Below are 14,145 nucleotides of genomic sequence, written 5' to 3' on the forward strand. Positions count from 1 at the left end.
AAAAGTTAAGGCTCGACAAGTGGGTGAAACCATGTATCGAGTACGTACCAGGCTGTTTTCCGACTATTTGAGTCAAGAATTAGCGAACCCCAGAATTACAGCAATTACCCTATAAGCGAAAGTCCTAGATTAATTGGCATGCTTTCGAACCCGGTTGGTTCGGATGCCAAACGGCAGGTAGAGAGGACAGGTACTAACCAGGCTGGTGACGATAAACATCCCAGCCACTACCAGACTTACAATCCCCCACGTGCCGGTTAGGGTACTTGTTGCAAAAAGACCAATCAGAATAATGGCAACAATAATCCGAATAATTCGATCAGTAGAACCCATGTTCTTTTTCATAGCCGTATTTTTTAGGCTAAGTACATACATTGGGAAACTGGTTTCAGTGATAAAAATCACACAACGAACTAAATATTCGGCTCTGTCAGGATCAGGTTGAATGGACTTCGATTAGCTTAATTCAATACCTTCGAATCGGTAGCTGTCTTCACCGAATTTGTCCCTGTTTTTGCCATGTCTGGCCGGTAATTCACAAAGAAGTTGATCCAGGTTCGTCGGGCAAGCCGGAAGAAGAATGGAGTCAGAATGATCAAGGATGGCAGAAGAACAATCAGGTAATAGTCCAGATTGATATTCAGTATAGCGTAAAAGAGCACAAACGAGCTAATAATAAACGCTACGTAGTAGGCATAACTCACGTACATGGCTCCGGTAAAAAAGCCCGGTTCGGGAGAATACCGCAGATGGCAATGATTGCACTCTTCGTGCATTTTGTCGAACTGCTTCAGGTTGTAGGCACTTTTGCTCACAAAAAAGTCTCCTTCCTGACAGCGCGGGCATTTATTGAAAAGAATGCTATAGAGTTTGGTTCCCTTTACCATGACCTTGTCGAGTTTATGTACTGATCGGGCCATTTACTGGCTGGCGATCAATTACATCTCAAAAGTAGCCGGTCATTTTACCGTAATCTGTGATAATTGTTACACAGGAAGCTGATTCTGGTAAGTAAGAAAATCCTGTGAATCCTGTCAAAAACTTCATCGACAGGATTCACAGGATTGCTTGTTATAGAAACGATAATCAGTCTTTCTTCAGGGTACTTGGACAGACGTAGTCAGTCGTTTGGATACGCCCGGCCTTCTGGATGGCCCCAAAGCCACCAGCCACATCGATCACGTTATCGTACCCCCGCGATTTCAGAATGGAAGCCGCCATCATGGACCGATAGCCACCCGCACAATGAATATAGAACGGTTCGTTTTTAGGAAACTCAGCCATGTTCTCGCTGATGTAATCGAGCGGGACGTTCTTAGCTCCATCGATATGCTCGGCAGTGAATTCTCCAGGCTTCCGAACGTCGATAACCGGAATAGGACTCTGTTCAAGGCGGTCGGCCAGTTCATCAGCCGAAATTGAGGTGATGGTATCGACCTCTTTCCCACTAGCGGCCCAGTTTTCGAAACCACCCGCCAGATACCCCAGCACCTGATCGTATCCCACTCGTGCCAGCCGGGTCAGGGCTTCCTGTTCAGTACCGGTTTCACATACCAGCAGCAATTCCTGCCGAACATCGGGAATTAGCGCACCCACCCAGGGAGCAAACTGCCCACCTAAACCGATATTGATCGAGTTAGGAATAAAGCCTTTTGCAAATACCTGCGCCGAGCGAACATCGAGTACTACAGCCCCCGTTTCGTTGGCGGCCGCTTCGAAAGCTTCCGGACTAAGCGGTTGCGTACCCCGATCCAATACCGCGTCGATGCTCTCATAGCCCTGCTTGTTCATCAGCACGTTTTGCGGGAAATATTTCGGTGGGGCCAGCAGCCCGTCAGTCACTTCTTTGATGAATTCATCACGAGTCATAGTAGCCCGCAACGCATAATTGAACCGTTTTTGATTACCCAGCGTGTCGGTCGTTTCCTTGCTCATGTTTTTGCCACAGGCCGATCCGGCACCGTGCGCCGGATACACGATCACGTCGTCGGGAAGGGTCATGATTTTAGTACGAAGCGAGTCGAAGAGATAGCCAGCCAGGTCGTCCATGGTCAGGTCTGATTTCTGAGCCAGGTCGGGTCGCCCGACATCACCAATAAACAGCGTATCACCACTGAACAACGCCTTCTCGTTGCCGTATTCATCAACCAGCAGATAACAGGTCGATTCCATCGTATGCCCTGGCGTATGCAACACCCGGATTTTCACCTTGCCCAACGGCAACTCTTCCCCATCTTTGGCAATATGAGCTTGAAAGCCCGTTTGGGCATTAGGGCCATAGACAATGGTAGCGTCGGTCTGTTTGGCTAAATCGAGGTGACCCGATACAAAATCAGCGTGAAAATGAGTTTCCAGCACGTATTTAATGGTAGCCCCTTCACGTTCGGCCCGTTCGATATAAGGCTTTACTTCCCGGAGTGGATCAATAATGGCTACTTCGCCTTCACTTTCAATGTAATACGCTCCTTGTGCGAGGCAACCGGTATAAATCTGTTCTATATGCATGATCATCAACGATTAACGAATGAAGATAGATTGAGTCTCTTAAAAAAGAAGCTCTTTGGCAATGATGTAAACCCCCATACTGAGTACAAACCAACCAAACGCCTTTTTAAGTTTCTCACCGGCTACATAGCGCGACAGATAAGAACCTACAAAAATGCCCACGACCGAAAGAGCCGTAAATTCGAGCAGAAAAGGCCAATCGACCTGCATGTTGGATAAATCGCCCAGAAAGCCAATTAGCGATTTGGTGGCAATGATTAGTAATGAAGTACCAACTGCCATTTTCATCGGTAGTCGTGCCAGTAATACCAAGGCCGGAATAATCAGAAATCCACCACCGGCTCCCACAATACCCGTCAGCGTACCGACTAAGGCTCCTTCGAGGGCAATTAGTGGTAAATTAAACTGTAATTTGCTGCTATCGTTGCCCAATTCGCCTTTTTTGTCGCGAATCATCGACATAGAAGCCGCCAGCATAACCAACGCAAAAAACAGCATGATGGCCACATTCCGGCTAAGGGCAAAGGTTCCTAGGGTGAACACTGGGTCGGGGATAGCCGGAACCAGATACTTGCGGGTCAGAAAAACAGCCAGAAAGGAAGGAAAAGCAAAAACAAAGGCGGCCCGATAATTGACCTGCTCTTTTCGCATGTAATTGACCGAGCCCACCAGCGAGGTAGTACCCACAACAAACAAGGAGTACGCCGTCGACAGAACAGGGTTAATCCCCATCATATAGACTAGAACTGGAAGCGTCAGAATACTGCCTCCGCCACCGATCAGTCCGAGACTCATACCAATAAAAATGGATGCAGAAAAGCCAATAAGTTGACTGGTTGTCATGCTTGCTAAACGTTTATGCAAAGCAACGGCATGGCCAAAGGCTTTTCCGTGATAATTGTTACATAGCCATTAATTGGGCAACATCTCAATCTTACCTCGCAGCAATCGGAGTTTTTTCATCTTTTCGAGTTGCTTCAACAGCCGCGAAATTACCTCACGGGAAGTAGCCAGTTCATTGGCAATTTCCTCGTGCGTAATGGTCAGTTCACGGCATTGGCAACTCTGTACTTTTTTCTGAAGATAAGCCAGCAGCCGCTCATCCAGTTTATGGAAAGTAACTTCGTCGATGGTAGTGAGCAGATTGTCGAACCGTTTCTGATAGGTTTGAAAAACAAACTGTTTCCAGGTCGAATAGCGGCATAGCCACTCATCTACTTTATCGACAGGTATGGCAATCAATTCGGTATCTTCTTCGGCAACGGCTGTTATTTCGCTGCGTCGACTACCCAGACAGCAGGTCAGCGACATGGCGCAGGCGTCCAACCCACCCAGATAATACAGCAGTGCTTCGCGACCCTCCTGGTCGGGCCGCATGATTTTGACCGAACCCCGAATAATAATCGGAACCGAACGGATGTATTCGCCAGGCCGGATCAGATATGCACCAGCCGGTACTATTTTGTGTTGGCCAACTTTAGTTAGATCGTCCAGTAACGCGTATTCAAACTGTCCTTTAAAGATTTCCTGCAAGTAGGGAAGAGCTACGTTCATAGCGACAAACGGGATCGGAATTTCCGCTATCATTAACCAAAGCCAGCTGAAGCAAGTTGCAAACAGCCATAAAAACTCAAACGGTCGGCCGTCAGAATATCACCTCACCTTTCAGGCTCCTTTCCCAAATTCCCGATTTGACGGTTTCTTTATCTGCCAGAACAGCCAATGGCACTATGGGTTTATAAGCCAATCGACGGGTAGTGCTTCGATCAAGCAGCAGGTCGAGTAACGAACGGTGGTGCGAAACGGTTACCAGCAGATCGACATAATTCGACTCTACATAACTCTCGATGCCAACCTGCAAACCCATGTGCGATTCGATGGCTTCCAGCGTATAAAGATCGGCGAACCGAGCCTGAAAGGCTTCACGGTCAACTTTATCCGGGGCCGATTTCATGGCATCCTCCGATAAAATAGTCAGAAAGGTAAGCTGAGCATGGTGGCTATCAACCAGATCATGCAATGTCTTTGCATTAGCAATGCCAAGCGGTTGATAATCGGTCGCAAACACCACATTCAATAGCGGTCCTGATTGGCTCGTAGCGGGTACTACCAGCACATTACAACGGTTAGATCGTACCAGCGCCGTAGCCAGACTTCCAAAAGTAATGGCCCGATCACTACCGGTTGCGCCAACTACTACCCAATCGAAATGCTCAGTCTGGAGCATCATGTTAATGGCCAGATCCGGCTCAACAGCCATCGCAACGGTTCGAAACTGGCAGTTTGTATCACCGCTCCCACTGGCTAATCCATCGGCTAGTTTACGTAAATTGGCCTCAACCTGCTCGGTCAGATCGGCATACAACGCCAATCCATCGGGCGATACGCCCAGTGTAGTTCCGCAGGCATTTAGCAGCACAAATTCAACGGGCGTTTTGGAAAAGTAACGGAGTGCGTGCCGAATCGCATTTTTCGATGCGGCTGAAAAATCGGTTGGAAGCAGAATCTTTTTCATAAAGCGTGAACATTTTGCATCAAGACAAACTAACCCTGCTCTTTCCGATAACCCAATGATGCTGGTTACCCATTTGGCTGATTTAGCGCACCAACGTCCATCGCTTTCAATAAATCAGGCCGGGTAAATCGCCCGGCCTGACAACTATGATTAAGCCACTAATTCTTCTACTTCTTTTACAGGTTTCGGAGCAGTATTCACTGACCAGCCCGTTTGTAAGCCCAGAATAAACCAGGCCAGCGCCACAATGCCCGCAGCAAAGACCGTATCGCCAATGGCACGCAGCCAACGTAGCGTTTGCATCAGATCGGTTTGCATGAACTCCATCGACCGGGCATACCAGAGTCCGTGTTCAATACTTGCCCAGGTTTGCAGCAACCCGATTGGGAACACGCTGAGCAGTACCATCAGCCCTAACCCACTATTGATAGCCCAGAATGCAAACCGGATGGCCCCCTCTTTCCAGACAACACTGGTGTTCATAGTTCGCAGGCAGAAGAGCATCAGGCCAATACCCAGGATGCCATACACGCCAAACAACGCCGTATGGCCGTGTACCGGGGTGGTGTTTAGCCCCTGCATGTAGTACAGCGCAATCGGTGGGTTGATCAGAAAACCGAACACACCCGCTCCAACCAGATTCCAGAAGGCCACCGCCACAAAGCAGTAAATAGGCCACTTATAGGCACTAATCCACGTTGTTGATCGACTGATTTTCAGATTGTTGTAGGCTTCAAAACCTAACAGCACGAGGGGTACTACTTCCAGCGCACTAAAGGTGGCACCCAGCGCCATAACTGAGGTTGGCGTTCCGCTAAAGTACAGGTGGTGACAGGTACCGATGATACCGCCAAACAGGAATATGATGGTCGAAAACAGTACCTGCCCGGTTGCGTGCTGAATCCGAAGCAGTCCCAGCCGCACAAACAGGAAGGCAATGACCACCGTAGCAAATACTTCAAAGAAACCTTCAACCCAAAGATGAACCACCCACCACCGCCAGTACTCAGCTATGGCCAGATTGGTTTGCCGTCCCCACATTAAGCCAGCCCCGTAAAAAGCCGCAATGGCAATGGATGAAATCAGAAACAGGATCAGCAATTGTCGGCTTTGAGCGGGTCGACCCGAAGCGTCGCGTTTGAGGGCGGGGTAGATGGCTCGTCCCATCAGGAACAACCACAGGATCAGTCCCACCAGCAGAAATATTTGCCAGAAACGGCCAATATCTACATACTCGTAGCCCTGATGCCCCAGCCAGAAGTTTTCGACCAGCCCCAACTTCTGCATAACGCCAAACCACTGACCGGCCAGCGAACCTACCACAATAACCAGTAACGCGATGAAGAGAAAATTGACACCCAGCCGTTGAAATTTAGGCTCAACACCCGAAACCGCCGGAGCAATATACAAGCCCGTAGCGAGCCAGGACGTTGCAATCCAGAAAATAGCCAATTGAACGTGCCAACTCCGCGAAACAGAATACGGAAGGTACTCGGCCAACGGGAAGCCAAAGAACCCCTGGCCTTCTACCCCAAAGTGGGCTGTTACAGCCCCCAGGCCGATCTGTACAACCATCAACGCCGTAACAATCCAGAAATATTTTTGGGTGGCTCGCATGGAGGGTGTTGACACCAGACCCCGAAACGGATCGCTGGCAGGCAACAACTTTGGATCAAGTTCTTCCTCGGGCGTTGATGCATGGTACCACACCAGCAGTCCAATCCCCGCCAGCAAAATAATCACACTGAACCCGGTCCAGAAAGTAAGATCGGTGCTGGGTGTATTTCCAACCAGCTTTTCGGAGGGCCAGTTATTGGTGTAGCTGACGGCTTCGTTCGGACGCTCGGTAACGCAGGCCCACGATGCCCAGAAGAAAAAGGCGTTCAGCTTCCGCATCCGTTCGGGATCTTTCACGCTGTTTTTCGGAATGGCATACGCCGTCCGCTCGGCTTCCAGCGCTTTCTCGTTCATGAACAAGCCCGCATAGTATTGGCTATTTGCCTGAATAGCCTCGGCACGAATGGGCGCAACGGTCAGCGTTTTTGCTGCTTCGTCGTACGTGTTTTTGCGCAACAGTTTCTGAAGCCTGACCGTTAAAGCCGCCTGTTGTTCGGCATTCGCGCCAGCAAAAGATTTGTCGGCGGTTGCTTTTGTCCAGGAGTTCAGAATGAAGGTCGCTTCGCGGTGAAGCCAGTCGGCAGTCCAGTCGGGCGCCACGTAAGCACCGTGTCCCCAGATAGAGCCCACCGCATGACCACCAATGGATTGCCAGACGTTTTGACCATCTTTAATGTCCTGCCCGGTAAACAGTACCTGCCCGGCAGGTGTCACTACGTTTTCGGGAATGGGGGGCGCCTGCCGGTAAATTTCTGAGCCGATATAGCCCAGGACGGCAAAGGAGCCGATCATGACCAGTGCAAAGCCCCACCAAAGTCGTCGATAGTTCATATACGTATAAATTATATAAAAGATAAAAAGGTCTTTTTTTCCGCAAAAATGACACGAAAGTCTCCTCTCCGACATGAGGTTCCTCATGCATGCGTCTGTCTTATATCAGTTAGTTGATTTGGGGAATTAATCAGAAAACCTTCAAACCAATGAGTTAAGTACCCTATCGAAAAGCGACTAGACCAATTTATACCTGATTACCAGTAGTATGTAGTTTAGTGTTTTAACGTCCTCATGGATTGAGCGATCCAAACAGCCAAGGGTTCCATTTTTGGCTTAATTACGACAGTCCAAACGCCCCAGTTGGTTAGACTTTGTTAATGGCAGTGTCCTAAAGCAAAAAGGCTAATTTTGTCAAATGACAAACCCGCGCACATTTGATATTAAAATCGATAAGCTTACTCGCTAGATTGAAAATGCTATTTCAGGCGACAGTTTTAAAACAGAGATTCTTGAGTTAACTTCAGATGACTTAAAACGGGTAAAGAAAACCGACTGGCTATTTAATTGGAAATATGAAGCTAAACAAGCAGACAAAACCGTTTACAAACTTGTTATAGAGGGGAATTAACATATTATTCAGGGACTAATAAGCATTCAGGACAGAGGTGATCATATTTTTATGGCTCTTATCGAGAGTAGCAAATTCAACCGTGGTGCTAAAAAGCTTTATTTAGGCGTACCCGGAAACCTTGTTGCCTTCGCTTGTAAGCTTTCTTTTGACAAGGGCTATGCTGGTTACGTTTCTTTTGAAAGCAAGACAAAATTGAAGGACCACTACCAGAAATCATTGGGGGCACACGTACTGTTCGGTAACGTAATGGCGATTGATACGAAAGCCGCCCACAAACTTGTCAATCAATATTTTCCAGAAAACTCGTAATTTACTGCTATGATAAAAGAGCCAAAGACTATTGATTTCTATACGTCAGGACGACAATTGTCAAACGAGGATTTCGCTTTGATTAGTCAATGGATTGCTACGGACAAGAAAAAGCAATCAGACAAGAATACAAAAGGCCGGAAGAAACATCAAAAAAATCTCGCTCAGACTGAAGGAATTGAGAATGACTAATATCAGGCAGATTTAGCTTTTTTATAAGCCTAATATCCGGTGACAGAAAATGCTTCCTGAAACAAAACAGGTGACTAAAGGCCAAAAGCCATATTCAGTCAACTTGTGTACTCAACCATCACCTATTCCTATAATTGACATTGGCTGGATTGAGCCCTGGCTGGTTCTGAACCCACAGCCACACTACCGCGCCCCACAATCCTACGGAGCCCCAGAACAGGATCGGGCCAAAATCAGGCAGAAAAGAGCCTATCCGCTGTAGCACCGATTCGATGACCAGAACGGATTCGGTAAGGGCAAAAAAGAAGACGATTAATAGGAAGGCTAGCCGGGAAAATCACAGTAGCTGGTGCTGGACTGCCCAGGCTAGTAAAAAGAAGCTGATAAACCCAATAAACACCAGGTGCAGGTAAGCAATGACCAGATGGCGTTGCCCATATGTCCACTCGGCAGCCCAGGGCATAGCAGACAATGCCTGAAGCAGAAGTTTAATGCCAAAACAGGCAAACGCCAGCCGGGCAACGAGATAAGCCGAGGCACTCAACTCCCGGCGAAGCTTGTCCCGATGTTGCCAAAGCCAGTGAATGAGCCAGCCACCAGCAATGAGTTGCCCAACAGCAGCGGCACCACCCACCAGCCAAACCCAACCGGCCGGTTGCGTCCATAAGGCCGAAAGCGTAACCGTTCCTGCTGCTGATACCACCATAGCCGCCAGAAATCGCCTTCCGGCTGACGTTGAGGGTGTTAGTCCCCGATCTTCCAGCCAACGGAAAAGCAAAGCCAGACAACCGAACACAAACCAGCCGTTATACAGAAAGTGCAGATAGTAATAGATGGCCAGATTATACCAGATCGTTTCCTGCATGTGTCGGGCTTTTAGTATCCCCAGCGCATAGGGCCCAGCCGTTGACAATACCAGAAACAAAAGCCCCCATCGCAACAGACTGATGGATAGCCGGTTGCCTTCCCGTAGATCAGTCCATAATCGCCAGGCAACATAATAGGATATGAATACGTGCAGCGTAGAAAATACAATCGATCCGGCGGCATAGCCCTGTATGGGAAAAAAAACCAGCATACCCAGCAGGGAAAGCTGGAAACCCAGCCAGCTCCATTTATACCGGCTTTGCTGAGGCTGGGGCACAAAGCTGGCTACCACGGCCAGAAACAGCGCGTTGAACGTCCAACCCAGTAACACAACGTGCGAATGGGCATGAAGCCAATAGGCATAGTTCAACTCGGCTGTCGGCCAGGCCAGCATATACCGCAACCCTACTCCGAGCAGGCCGGCAATCACCCACCAGCCGAGCGCAACCCGCCAGTGAGACGTCCCAAAAACGGATGGTAACGTTTGCTGAAGCGGCTGAATGACTGGTTTCATACCCACGAATTTATACGGAAGCATCATCTGCTCTACGTTTTTGAAAAACGGTGCAGCACCGACAATCCTTCTTCGACATCGGCCACCATTTCCTGAACGGTAAGGGTTTCCAGCGTGTGCCGCAGCGAATCCCGAAAGCCAACTACCCGATTATGCAGTGGACAGGGATTAGTGCCATCGCATTCGGGAAGGCCCAGAAAACAGCGTCGAAACATACCCAGTCCATCAATGGCGTCGATCACATCAATGAGGGGTGTCGTTAGCGTATGGTCATTGACAAAAAAGCCACCACTTGGTCCTTTGGTAGAGTTAATAATGCCCCGCCTGACCAGCCCCTGCATGATCTTACCCAGAAACGGTTGCGGCACGGCCAGTTCGTCGGCCAGTTCATGAATGCCAACCTTGTGAGTTTCTGAGCTTTTCGATGCCAGATAAACCAGCCCCCGAATGGCATAACCGCTTGTTTTCGAAATCATAGCTTGTCATTTCTGTAAAACCGCAAAGGTGTAAAGTTTAACTGAGTATTTTTGTCCTTCCGAGGCAGGAGGGGCACCAAACTTTTCTTAAAACGGAGTTGATACTCTTCGTTCCCCGGATGGACAAAAAAACTATAGATTAATACCTGTTCGTTTCGCCTTAGCCTCCTCGCGGTTCAATTAAATCTTCCTTCCAGCGCCAACGCTTTCGGAAACAGGATGTTGTTTTCCAGATGGATATGATGCATCAGATCGGCTTCCAGTTCGGCCAGTTTCGACAGCATCAGACGATGCGAGTTGCAGGCATCCGCCGGGGGTGTATAGTCATTGGTAAATTCCCGAAGCTGAAACAGCAGTCTACCCGCATCGTCATGCTCATGCTCCATACACTCGACCGGTTTTTTAATCGACATCGACTGATTCGTATTTTCCTGGGGTTCGTTGGTAGTAGCCCAAAGGTGTTTGATATATGGAAACAACGCCCGTTCCTCTTTTTGCAGGTGCGCCAGCAGTTCAGCTTTTAACTCGTCGAATAGCTGCCGAACCACCAGAAGCGTCGGATTCCGTTGGCCATGCTTAGTCGATACCTTCCAGACCAGTTCTTCAATAAATGGGAGGTTATTGTACAAATACTCGTGGTGAACATTGACAATGTAATCCGCTAGAAAATCAGGATTCCAGTACGTATAGTGTAACGGGTTGGCGCTAGACTCCTGCCCTAATTCATTTAGCTTTTCCAGTACGGTCTCAACGGACACTTCGGCTTTCTGGCAGGCGGCCGCCAGCGTTTGTTTTCCATTACAGCAGAAATCGATGCCAAGCCGCTTAAACACTTCGGCCGCCCGGATATCGTCGGCCACGATCTCTCCCACTGTAATTGCATTCGTATTCTTATCGAGTGTTGCCTTCATAGCACAGTAACAAGTTTGGTTCTGGCACAATACGATGTGCTCAATTCGGGGATAAAGATATTCGGGTCTTTTTTTCTGAAACTTGACATTAATAAGGTCGACTGCTGATGTTAGTCATATTTCCACCGATTTTATCCTGTTTCCTTTGCTCAAAAATAAAGGATGCTTATATCTTTTATTTAATCAGGACGAACCTTAATAAGGAAACAATCATGAAAACAAAGGTTATGGCGATTCTGCTAACAGTAGCTGTCGCCGGGTACGGCTGCTCCACCGACGGAGCCAAACAGCGGGCTGATGCCCCTCCTACCGATCCGGGAGAAGCCATTGCGCAAACGGAAGTGCATGGCACAGAGGTGAAAGAGGTAGCACTTTCTACCCCCCTCGATGCGGCTATGATCACAAAAGGCAAAGGAATATACGACCTAAAATGCGGCTCCTGCCATAAACTGGATAATACCAAGTTGGTTGGACCGGGCTGGAAAGGGGTCACAGAACGACGGAAACCGGAGTGGATTCTGAACATGATTCTGAACGTAGACATGATGCTCGACAAAGACCCCGAAGCCCAGAAGTTGCTGGAACAATGCCTGGTCCGTATGCCGAACCAGAATTTGACCGAACCCGATGCCCGTTCGGTACTGGAGTTTATGCGCTCAAACGATGGCGTAAAATAACATGGAGAACCTTTCTACCATCAATTCATTAACTTGTATGATTACCAAACTATTCTCAACCTCTGTGGCTGTTGCGGCACTGGGCCTGAATCTGACCAGTTGCAAGCCTAAAGATGCCGGTTCGGCTGTTTCGGGTGATGCCGCCCAGAAAGTATATGTAGCCCCCGGCAAACACGACGAATTTTATAATATCGTATCCGGCGGCTTCAACGGGCAGATGTCCGTATATGGGATACCGTCAGGGCGATTGTTTCGGATTGTGCCCGTGTTCTCTACCTTTCCGGAAAATGGCTGGGGGTACAGCGAAGAAACCAAACCTATGCTGAATACGTCTCACGGATTCATTCCCTGGGATGACCTGCACCACATTTCGCTATCGCAGACGAAAGGCGAACACGATGGCCGTTGGGCGTTCGGTAATGCCAACAATACCCCCCGAGTGGCCCGTATTAACCTATCGACCTTCCGAACCGACGAAATCCTGGAATTGCCTAACTCGGGCGGAAATCACTCCTCGCCGTTCATTACTGAAAATACCGAATATGTGGTAGCCGGTACGCGGTTCTCCGTTCCGGTCGATAATCAGGGCGATGTACCGATTAGCTCGTTCAAGAAAAATTTTAAAGGCTACATCAGCTTTATCAGCGTCGACCCGAAGACGGGCCATATGGGCATTAAGTTTCAGTTGAAAATGCCGGGTATCAGCTTCGACCTGGCCCGCGCCGGAAAAGGGAAGTCGCATGGCTGGTTCTTTTTCTCCTGCTACAATACCGAACAGGCCAATACGCTGCTGGAAGTAAACGCTTCGCAGAAAGACAAAGATTTTATTCTGGCCGTCAACTGGAAAAAGGCTGAAGAATACCTGAAAGCGGGGAAAGGCCAAACCGTACCGGCTAAATACGCGCATAATGTGTATAACGAAAAGAATCATTCGGCAACCTCAACGATTATCAACGAGGTGGTAACGCTCGATCCGAAAGATTGCCCCGGTCTGGTATATTTTATGCCTTGCCCCAAATCGCCCCACGGCTGCGACGTCGACCCTACGGGCGAATTTATTGTCGGCTCGGGTAAACTGGCGGCTGTTATTCCGGTCTTTTCCTATGATAAAATTCAGAAAGCCATTGCCGATAAAAGTTTCGATGGTGATTTCGACGGTATTCCGGTCTTGAAATACGAAAGCGTTCTCTACGGTGAAGTGCAGAAACCGGGTCTGGGGCCATTACACACCGAATTCGACGGCCAAGGCAATGCCATTACTTCGTTCTTTGTCTCGTCGGAACTGGTGAAATGGAACATCAAAGACCTGAAAGTGCTCGACCGGGTTCCTACCTATTATTCCGTCGGTCACCTCAGCATTCCGGGCGGACCAACCAGCAAGCCACACGGCAAGTACGTGATCGCCTATAATAAAATCACGAAAGATCGTTACCTGCCAACCGGCCCCGAACTGGCGCAATCGGCTCAGCTATACGACATCTCGGGCGATAAAATGAAACTGCTGCTCGACTTCCCCACCGTTGGCGAACCTCACTATGCCGAGGCCATCCCCGCCAGTTTGATTGAGAAAAACTCGAAGAAAATCTTCAAAATCGAGGAAAACGCTCACCCATATGTTGCCAAAGGCGAGAAAGAAGCCAAAGTAGTGCGCGACGGCAAAAAGGTCCACGTTTACCTGACAGCCATACGTTCGCACTTTACGCCCGACAACATCGAAGGGATACGACTGGGCGATGAGGTGTACTTCCACGTCACCAACCTGGAGCAGGACTGGGACGTTCCTCACGGGTTTGCCGTAAAAGCCAGCAATAACGCCGAGATTCTGATTATGCCCGGCGAAACCCAGACCTTAAAGTGGATACCCGATCGGATTGGCGTTGTGCCCATCTATTGCACAGATTTCTGCTCGGCGCTGCACCAGGAAATGCAGGGATACGTGCGGGTTTCACCAGCCAATAGTCAGTTGCCAATCAGCTTCAGCACCGGCAAAACCCCTGCACCGGATGACAAGACGGTAGCCAGGAAATAACCTAACAGATGAAAGAGTGAAAGAGCGAAAGAGTGAGAGAGTGATTTGTTGTCCTACTATATAAAATTCTGATTTTCAAGCGCTGATTCGCTCTTTCACTCTTTCACTCTTTCGCTCTTTCGCTCTTC

General features: G+C 48.8%; 15 protein-coding genes and 1 pseudogene. 6 read left to right on the forward strand and 10 right to left on the reverse strand.

What is annotated here, in order from left to right:
• Positions 1–115: pseudogene (locus ACYVFD_RS11385) on the forward strand (IS701 family transposase); the annotation flags it as partial.
• A gap of 14 nt (positions 116–129) precedes the next feature.
• Here ACYVFD_RS11385 and ACYVFD_RS11390 read toward each other — a convergent pair.
• From ACYVFD_RS11390 to ACYVFD_RS11420, 7 genes are all read right to left on the reverse strand, one after another.
• Positions 130–345: a YgaP family membrane protein gene (locus ACYVFD_RS11390; RefSeq protein WP_461090149.1), complete on the reverse strand. Its 216-nt coding sequence runs from the start codon at positions 343–345 to the stop codon at positions 130–132.
• Between the two features lie 116 nt (positions 346–461).
• Entirely contained in the window at positions 462–887 is a 426-nt protein-coding gene (locus ACYVFD_RS11395; RefSeq protein ID WP_461090150.1) for a DUF983 domain-containing protein, read from the reverse strand.
• Between the two features lie 199 nt (positions 888–1,086).
• Positions 1,087–2,505: an MBL fold metallo-hydrolase gene (locus ACYVFD_RS11400; protein WP_461090151.1), complete on the reverse strand. Its 1,419-nt coding sequence runs from the start codon at positions 2,503–2,505 to the stop codon at positions 1,087–1,089.
• Positions 2,506–2,544: 39 nt separating this feature from the next.
• Positions 2,545–3,348, reverse strand: coding sequence for a sulfite exporter TauE/SafE family protein (locus ACYVFD_RS11405; protein ID WP_461090152.1), 804 nt, complete (start codon positions 3,346–3,348; stop codon positions 2,545–2,547).
• A 69-nt stretch (positions 3,349–3,417) separates the two neighbouring features.
• Entirely contained in the window at positions 3,418–4,059 is a 642-nt protein-coding gene (locus ACYVFD_RS11410; protein WP_461090153.1) for a Crp/Fnr family transcriptional regulator, read from the reverse strand.
• Between the two features lie 91 nt (positions 4,060–4,150).
• Complete coding sequence (locus ACYVFD_RS11415; protein WP_461090154.1) at positions 4,151–5,020, reverse strand: universal stress protein; 870 nt, start codon at positions 5,018–5,020, stop codon at positions 4,151–4,153.
• A 150-nt stretch (positions 5,021–5,170) separates the two neighbouring features.
• Positions 5,171–7,468, reverse strand: coding sequence for a nitric-oxide reductase large subunit (locus ACYVFD_RS11420; RefSeq protein ID WP_461090155.1), 2,298 nt, complete (start codon positions 7,466–7,468; stop codon positions 5,171–5,173).
• Positions 7,469–8,090: 622 nt separating this feature from the next.
• Here ACYVFD_RS11420 and ACYVFD_RS11425 point away from each other — a divergent pair.
• The 3 genes from ACYVFD_RS11425 to ACYVFD_RS11435 are packed head-to-tail and all read left to right on the forward strand — an operon-like array spanning position 8,091 to position 8,805.
• Entirely contained in the window at positions 8,091–8,351 is a 261-nt protein-coding gene (locus tag ACYVFD_RS11425; protein ID WP_461090156.1) for a hypothetical protein, read from the forward strand.
• Positions 8,352–8,360: 9 nt separating this feature from the next.
• On the forward strand, positions 8,361–8,543 hold the full coding sequence (locus ACYVFD_RS11430) for a hypothetical protein (RefSeq protein ID WP_461090158.1): 183 nt from the start codon (positions 8,361–8,363) through the stop codon (positions 8,541–8,543).
• A 49-nt stretch (positions 8,544–8,592) separates the two neighbouring features.
• Complete coding sequence (locus ACYVFD_RS11435) at positions 8,593–8,805, forward strand: hypothetical protein (protein WP_461090159.1); 213 nt, start codon at positions 8,593–8,595, stop codon at positions 8,803–8,805.
• A gap of 75 nt (positions 8,806–8,880) precedes the next feature.
• Here the strand turns inward: ACYVFD_RS11435 and ACYVFD_RS11440 are convergent, their stop codons facing one another.
• From ACYVFD_RS11440 to ric, 3 genes are all read right to left on the reverse strand, one after another.
• Positions 8,881–9,924 carry a hypothetical protein gene (locus ACYVFD_RS11440; protein WP_461090160.1) on the reverse strand — a complete coding sequence of 348 codons (1,044 nt, stop codon included), beginning with the start codon at positions 9,922–9,924 and terminating at the stop codon, positions 8,881–8,883.
• A 32-nt stretch (positions 9,925–9,956) separates the two neighbouring features.
• Positions 9,957–10,400, reverse strand: a complete 444-nt coding sequence (locus ACYVFD_RS11445) for an RrF2 family transcriptional regulator (protein ID WP_461090161.1) — start codon at positions 10,398–10,400, stop codon at positions 9,957–9,959.
• Positions 10,401–10,576: 176 nt separating this feature from the next.
• On the reverse strand, positions 10,577–11,311 hold the full coding sequence (ric, locus tag ACYVFD_RS11450; RefSeq protein WP_461090163.1) for an iron-sulfur cluster repair di-iron protein: 735 nt from the start codon (positions 11,309–11,311) through the stop codon (positions 10,577–10,579).
• Positions 11,312–11,523: 212 nt separating this feature from the next.
• Between ric and ACYVFD_RS11455 the strand changes: the two genes are divergently transcribed.
• On the forward strand, positions 11,524–11,988 hold the full coding sequence (locus ACYVFD_RS11455) for a c-type cytochrome (protein ID WP_461090164.1): 465 nt from the start codon (positions 11,524–11,526) through the stop codon (positions 11,986–11,988).
• 37 nt (positions 11,989–12,025) lie between these two features.
• Entirely contained in the window at positions 12,026–14,017 is a 1,992-nt protein-coding gene (gene nosZ / locus ACYVFD_RS11460) for a Sec-dependent nitrous-oxide reductase (RefSeq protein WP_461090166.1), read from the forward strand.
• The last annotated feature ends 128 nt before the right edge of the window (positions 14,018–14,145 follow it).

It is taken from the genome of Spirosoma gilvum (genome assembly GCF_054776815.1).

Bases quoted from the DNA above. Each gene is read 5' to 3' on its own strand.
- ACYVFD_RS11390 (WP_461090149.1), bottom strand. From the start codon at position 345: ATGAAAAAGAACATGGGTTCTACTGATCGAATTATTCGGATTATTGTT.
- ACYVFD_RS11395 (WP_461090150.1), bottom strand. From the start codon at position 887: ATGGTAAAGGGAACCAAACTCTATAGCATTCTTTTCAATAAATGCCCG.
- ACYVFD_RS11400 (WP_461090151.1), bottom strand. From the start codon at position 2,505: ATGCATATAGAACAGATTTATACCGGTTGCCTCGCACAAGGAGCGTAT.
- ACYVFD_RS11405 (WP_461090152.1), bottom strand. From the start codon at position 3,348: ATGACAACCAGTCAACTTATTGGCTTTTCTGCATCCATTTTTATTGGT.
- ACYVFD_RS11410 (WP_461090153.1), bottom strand. From the start codon at position 4,059: ATGAACGTAGCTCTTCCCTACTTGCAGGAAATCTTTAAAGGACAGTTT.
- ACYVFD_RS11415 (WP_461090154.1), bottom strand. From the start codon at position 5,020: ATGAAAAAGATTCTGCTTCCAACCGATTTTTCAGCCGCATCGAAAAAT.
- ACYVFD_RS11420 (WP_461090155.1), bottom strand. From the start codon at position 7,468: ATGAACTATCGACGACTTTGGTGGGGCTTTGCACTGGTCATGATCGGC.
- ACYVFD_RS11425 (WP_461090156.1), top strand. From the start codon at position 8,091: ATGGCTCTTATCGAGAGTAGCAAATTCAACCGTGGTGCTAAAAAGCTT.
- ACYVFD_RS11430 (WP_461090158.1), top strand. From the start codon at position 8,361: ATGATAAAAGAGCCAAAGACTATTGATTTCTATACGTCAGGACGACAA.
- ACYVFD_RS11435 (WP_461090159.1), top strand. From the start codon at position 8,593: ATGCTTCCTGAAACAAAACAGGTGACTAAAGGCCAAAAGCCATATTCA.
- ACYVFD_RS11440 (WP_461090160.1), bottom strand. From the start codon at position 9,924: ATGAAACCAGTCATTCAGCCGCTTCAGCAAACGTTACCATCCGTTTTT.
- ACYVFD_RS11445 (WP_461090161.1), bottom strand. From the start codon at position 10,400: ATGATTTCGAAAACAAGCGGTTATGCCATTCGGGGGCTGGTTTATCTG.
- ric (WP_461090163.1), bottom strand. From the start codon at position 11,311: ATGAAGGCAACACTCGATAAGAATACGAATGCAATTACAGTGGGAGAG.
- ACYVFD_RS11455 (WP_461090164.1), top strand. From the start codon at position 11,524: ATGAAAACAAAGGTTATGGCGATTCTGCTAACAGTAGCTGTCGCCGGG.
- nosZ (WP_461090166.1), top strand. From the start codon at position 12,026: ATGATTACCAAACTATTCTCAACCTCTGTGGCTGTTGCGGCACTGGGC.